The organism is Burkholderia sp. E168m23 (assembly GCF_016586125.1).
Taxonomy (GTDB): Bacteria; Pseudomonadota; Gammaproteobacteria; order Burkholderiales; family Burkholderiaceae; genus Burkholderia; species Burkholderia orbicola.
Genome location: NZ_BCPP01000652.1, coordinates 1 through 4,192 on the forward strand (window position 1 = coordinate 1; position 4,192 = coordinate 4,192).

At 62.0% G+C, this 4,192-nt stretch carries 3 protein-coding genes and 1 pseudogene; all 4 read left to right on the forward strand.

The genetic code is table 11. The annotated features are described in order from the left end of the window. Window positions 1–647 (forward strand): response regulator transcription factor (locus tag JMF90_RS26745; protein ID WP_201325633.1); only part of this gene is annotated, 647 nt, incomplete at its 5' end. Between the two features lie 23 nt (window positions 648–670). After that, window positions 671–3,070, forward strand: a complete 2,400-nt coding sequence (locus JMF90_RS26750; RefSeq protein ID WP_054928520.1) for an ATP-binding protein — start codon at window positions 671–673, stop codon at window positions 3,068–3,070. A gap of 272 nt (window positions 3,071–3,342) precedes the next feature. After that, window positions 3,343–3,663, forward strand: a complete 321-nt coding sequence (gene fliE / locus JMF90_RS40265; RefSeq protein WP_054928531.1) for a flagellar hook-basal body complex protein FliE — start codon at window positions 3,343–3,345, stop codon at window positions 3,661–3,663. Then, window positions 3,663–4,192: pseudogene (locus JMF90_RS26760) on the forward strand (flagellar M-ring protein FliF); the annotation flags it as partial. The gene fliE and the pseudogene JMF90_RS26760, both read left to right, overlap by 1 nt.

Consider the following 4,192-nt stretch of genomic DNA (forward strand, 5'->3'; position numbering starts at 1 on the left):
CCGCGGGCTACGACGCTATTGTCGAGCACGACGGCAGCCGCTTTATCGACCGCATCGGCCACGAGAAGGTCGATATGCTTCTACTCGATTGGGATGTGCCCGGCATGACCGGCATCGACGTGCTGATAGACATGCGCAAGCGGGTCGACTATCTGATTCCCATTGTGTTGCTCACTCAGCATGACGACGAGCGCGACATCCTGCACGGGTTGAGCTGCGGGGCGGATGACTATCTGGTCAAGCCTATCAGCGAGCGAATGTTGATTGCGCGTGTTATCGCCCAGTTGCGCAAATGGTACCCGGGGGTCCAGCGCAATCAGCAAATCAAATTTTCCGGCTTCGTCCTGGACGAGACCACGCGCACGGCGACGTTGCCCGACGGCGAGCAAGTCTCGCTGCCTGAGCGTGAATTTTCCATTGCGCTGTACCTGTTCGCGCACGCCGGACGCGTGGTGAGTCGCGATGTGCTGCTCAAGCAAGTTTGGGGTGCTGCGGATTCGTCGAATGTCGGCACGTTGGCGACCTATATCACGCGGGTGCGAAACGGCCTTCGCCTGCGTCCGAACGGGCTCAGAATTTCGAGCGTGTATCGCTACGGGTATCGCCTCGAGCGGTTGGCGGATGGTGCCGACAACGACCTGGATTGAGCTTGCAGCAAGCTGGTGGCTCTATGCGTGCACTCATTTCCCGCTTGATGACGATCGGCCCCTTGCGAGGCATTGTGGTCCTTGCGATGCTGGCGCTGGCTGCGTTGAGCGGTAGCCCCGGCAGCGGCGTGGTGTCGGGCGCGCTTGATCGTGTGCTGTTCGATATGATGGCGCAGGTGGTTGCGCATCGGTCGACGCAACAGGTGGTGGTGGTCAACATCGACGAAGGGGTGATCGCCCAACTGGATCCGCATGGCATGGACGCGTATTTGGCGCAATTGCTCGGCGCCCTTGGGAAGGCGCGCAGCGTCACGCTCGATTTGCCGCTGTGGCCCGGGTTCGATTATTCGAGTCTGCGCGCCGGCATGCGAGCATGTTCGCATACCGTGTTGGTCGAGCCGGGCCTCGCTGGGCACGCAGGAAGCTGTTCAAGCTTGCTGCCGCCGGCACTCAGTTCGCTTGCTGCCGCGCGCAGCCAGCGAATCGTTACGATGGGCCACTACGGTGTGGTGAGCGGTTTCGTACCTTACCGTCTGTCTGCAGGCGTCCGTTATGCACACGTTGCGCTCGACGCGCTGCGGGTGGCGGGCATCGAGCCGCCGTTGCCGGTCGTTGATTTCGTCAGGCCATACGCGCAGTCGATCGGGGCCGCCCGCACGCCGGCGGTAATGACAATGCTGCCGGCATCGATGCACCTCACGCAGTATTCGGATATTGATGTGCTGCAGCAACGCGTGCCTGCGGATGCGTTTGATGGGAAGGTGGTATTCGTTGGTAGTCACGCGTGGGGCGCCGGAGGGATGTTCCAGATCTCGTCGCTCAACTCGCACGAGGTTACGCGCTCACAACTCGACGCGCTCATCGCCGACGCCGTGGCGTCAGGCAATCTCGCGCGCGAAGCGCCCGCCGTCGTCGGGGTGTCGATCTATCTGGTCCTCGCGTTCGGCGTCGTGCTGATCTGCGTGTTTGTGCCTGGTCGGGCGGTGCATCTGGCGGCGCTAGGCTGGGGCGCGCTGATCTTCGCCGTTCCACTGGGAATGTTGGTATTCCATATCTGGTTGCCGCTGGGGCTGCTTCCGGTTGTTTGCCTGCTGATCTACGGCTTTTTTGCGTGGGAGCGACATGCTCGCATGCTCTCGATGTTGCGAGGCGAATTGCGCGAATGGGGAGCGATCGCCGCCGCGATCCATCCGCGAGAGGGTGCCGCCGCGGTCGCTGCGCCGTCTGGGCGGTCCGACGAGCTGGTCGGCATCAAGGCAGCGTTGCTGCAGGTGCGCGGCTGGCAAAAGCTCTACGTCGACATGGTCAACCAGTTTCCGTATCCAGTCTTTCTCACGATGGGCGGCCACGTTGCCGTGTGGAACGCGAAGGCTGCCACTTTAATGCGCGAGGACTCCGCGGGTGACCTGTCCGACGCTCGATTGCCATTCATGCAAGTCGAGCGGCTCGTGGCCGAGAGCGTATGCAAGGGCGGAGACACCAGTCGTGAAATCGAATGGGGCGGTCGTACCTATATGCTGATGTGCGAACGGCTGTCGAGTGGGCTGAGCGGGGATACTTCTTCCGACGGCGATATGCAGATGTCCCACCTGGTTTGTCTGATCGACCTTTGCGATCTGAAGGGATTTGTCTCGCACGACAAGTGGATGTTGCGTCATATCGCCCATGATCTGCGCAGCCCACTGACGGCCATCCTGTCGTTGATCGACCGCCGGGGCGCGTCCGTTGGCAGCAATCCGGACGGGGAGTCGGATCGCGCCTTCCTGAGCGATCTACGGCAGCAGGCTTCATACTCGCTACGTATTGCGAAGGACTTCATGCAGTTGAGCCGTGCCGAACGACTCGATCGGACCGAATTCGAACCGGTGGCATTGAGCGAGGTGGCCGAAGAGGCGATCGACCAGAACTGGCTCGCCGCCGAGCAAAAGGGCGTCGTGTTGCGCGAACCGGCATTCTTGGTCGAAGACACCCTCGTTGGCGGAAATGGTGACATGCTCATGCGTGCGGTCGTCAACGTGTTGGACAACGCGATCAAGTATTCGCCGCCTGGTGCCGTTGTGTCGCTCACCATCGGCTCGGCTGGCGAAGGCGCACTGGTACTGAAGGTGACTGACAGCGGCATCGGCATGACTGACGACACGGTCCGTCGCCTGTTCGAGCCGTTCTTCCAGGCCGAGCGCAAGGCCGACGGCAGCGCCAGCGTCGGATTGGGGTTGCCTTTCGTCAAGGCCGTGATCGAAAGACACGGTGGCACGGTTGCCGTGCACAGTGCACTTGGTGGCGGCACCGTGTTCGAGCTGATCCTGCCGCGCATCTCGGCGAAAGAGCGAGGCGTCGGATCGCTGGAAACGGTCAGCGTAATCCGACCTGCGACGATGGCGATGACTGCGGCGCCCGCGCGTGACTGCCGGTTCGCCATATAGCGCGACGCCGGGGGCGCACGTGAGCCGCACGTCGTGCTCTTGACTGCCAGGGCCTGACGTCTGACGGCACGGGCGCTCGGGCGCGGGGCCGCCCCGAACCCTGTTCCTCCGTTTTGTACCGGCTCGTTTGCCGTATGGTCGTTCTCCGCCCGATGGAGCGCGAGAAGTAGCGACAGGCCGCCGTTAGCGCGCCAATCAATGTTTCGTTGAACATTCTCGTTCTACGACGGATGACGTCCCAGAATCCGTGCCATAGCCAATCTGGAGCCGCCATGACTGTCGACCTCTCGAGCGCGATGCTCGATTCGATTCGCCAATCCGTCATCCCAAAAAACGATGACCCGAAAACCGAAGCCGCCTCTGCCGACATCGCGGGAGGCTTCGCCGATTTACTCAAGCAGGCCGTGCGTGGCGCGGATGCGCAACAACATCACGCCGACGATCTCGTCACCGCCGTGGAAACCGGTGCCAGCGATGACCTCGTGGGCGCCATGCTTGCCAGCCAGCAGGCAAGCCTGTCGTTCTCCACAATGGTCCAGGTGCGCAACAAGGTCATGAGTGCTTTTGACGACATCATCAAGATGCAGGTTTGATGAGGACCGCAAACGTGCTTGCTCAAGTCAAGGCTCAGATTGCGCGCTTCGCGCCTCCCGGCCATTTCCGATTGCCGTCCCCCGCGGCGCTGTCCAAAGTGGTGCCCATCGTCATCCTGGCGATTAGCCTGGCCGCGCTGACCATGATGCTGATGCATCGTCAGGACTCGCGCTACAAACCGCTTTTTGGCTCCCAGGAAACCGTGGTCGCCGCCGACATGATGGCCGCGCTGGACGCCGAAGGCATTCCGTACCGTATCCACCCGGACAGTGGCCAGGTGCTGGTGCCGGAGCAGAAGCTCGGTGCTGCGCGCATGATGCTGGCCGCCAAGGGTGTGGTAGCCAAATTGCCGGAGGGGCTGGAGCAGGTGGACAAGAGCGATCCGCTGGGCGTCAGTCAGTTCGTGCAGGACGTTCGGTTTCGGCGTGGCCTCGAAGGCGAACTGACGCAGAGTGTTATGGCGCTCGAGCCGGTGTCGTCGGCTCGTGTGCATCTGTCGATCGCCAAATCGGCGTCGTTCATTCTGGC